The organism is Kitasatospora sp. NPDC056531, from assembly GCF_042794375.1.
Classification (GTDB): Bacteria; Actinomycetota; Actinomycetes; order Streptomycetales; family Streptomycetaceae; genus Kitasatospora.
Genome location: NZ_JBHTTU010000337.1, coordinates 1 through 1,620, shown reverse-complemented (window position 1 = coordinate 1,620; position 1,620 = coordinate 1). Strand labels below are relative to the sequence as shown.

At 73.5% G+C, this 1,620-nt stretch carries 1 protein-coding gene; it reads right to left on the bottom strand.

All coding sequences use genetic code 11. The features are described 5' to 3' along the window. A partial coding sequence (locus ACFQ87_RS46230; protein WP_380617047.1) for an AMP-binding protein occupies nucleotides 1-1,620 on the bottom strand: 1,620 nt, incomplete at both ends.

Sequence of the window (1,620 nt, the reverse complement as noted above, 5' to 3'; positions counted from 1 at the left end):
GCCCTCAGAAGCTGCCCCATTGACCAGCCGTCACCGGCGACGCGGTGGAACACCACCAGTAGCACGTGTTCGTCCGTTGCCGACTCGAACAGCTCGGCGTGCACGGGTGGTTCGACAACCAGGTCGAACCCGCGTCCCAGGGCCTCGGCCAGCAGGTCCGGCAGGTCCGCCTCGCAGGTCGCCGTGACCGGCAACCGCAGTCGCACGGCCTCCGGGTCCAGCACCTGCTGGTACGGCACGCCGTCCACCGCCGGGAAGACGGTGCGGAGGCTCTCGTGCCGCTCCACGAGGTCGCCGAGCGCCGCGTGCAGGGCGCTCCGGTCGAGGGCGCCCGACAGCCGCCAGGCCGCCGGCATGTGGTAGGTCGGCCCCGTGCCCTCCAGCTGGTGCAGGAACCACAGGCGCCGCTGGGCGGAGGACAGCGGCACGCGGTCGGGCCGCTCGGCGCGGGCCAGCGCGAGCCGGGCCCGGCCGGCCTCCTCAAGACCGGCGGCCAGCCCGGCCGGTGTCGGCGTCCGGAACAGCGTGCGCAGCTCCAGCTCCACGCCCAGCGCCGCGCGGGCCCGGGCGACCAACCGGGTGGCCAGCAGCGAGTGCCCGCCGAGCTCGAAGAAGTCGTCGTCGGCCCAGACCCGGGCCACGCCCAGCACCTGCGCGAACAGCTCGGTGAGGACGTGCTCCTGCGGCGTCCGCGGCACCCGGCCGGACCGGGACGCGGTGGGGGCGGGTTCGGGCAGGGCGCGCCGGTCCAGCTTGCCGTTGACGGTCAGCGGCAGCTCGTCCAGCGTCACGTACGCGCTCGGCACCATGTGGTCCGGCAGCCGCTCCCGCAGGTGGGCCCGCAGTGCTTCCGGCTCTACGGCCGCCCCGGCGGCCGGGACGACGTAGGCGGCGAGCCGGGAGTCGTCGCCCCCGGTGCGCACCACGACGGCGGCCCGCACGATCTCCGGGTGCTCGGCGAGCACGGCCTCGATCTCGCCGAGCTCGATGCGGAAGCCGCGGATCTTGACCTGGTCGTCGGTGCGGCCCAGGAACTCCAGGTTCCCGTCCGATCCCCAGCGCACCCGGTCACCGGTGCGGTACATCCGCGATCCATCCGACCCGAACGGGTCGGCAACGAACCGCCCGGCCGTCAGGCCCGGCCGGTTCAGGTAGCCACGGGCCACGCCCGCGCCGGCGACGTACAGCTCACCCGGCACACCCGCTGGCACCGGCCGGAGCGCACCGTCGAGCACGTACAGCCGGGCGTTGGCCACCGGCCGCCCGATCACCGGACGCGGGCTCGACGACATCGGCGCGATCGCCGAGTCGACGGTGCACTCGGTCGGCCCGTAGAAGTTGAAGCAGGACACCCCGTCCACCGCCCGCAGCTGCGCCCACAGCTGCTCCGGAACGGCCTCGCCGCCCGAACCCAGCATCGTCGGCCGCCACTGCGGATCGCTCAACAGCCCGTGCCTAAGCAGCACTTGGAGGTAGGAGGGGGTGGCCTCGAAGAAGTCGAGACCGCGACCCACGGCGTACTCGACGAAGGCGTCCGGATCGGTCCAGGTCACCTGGTCCAGCACGTGCAGCTCATGGCCAGCGAACAGCCAGAGCAGCTGGTTCCAGGAGGCGTCGAAG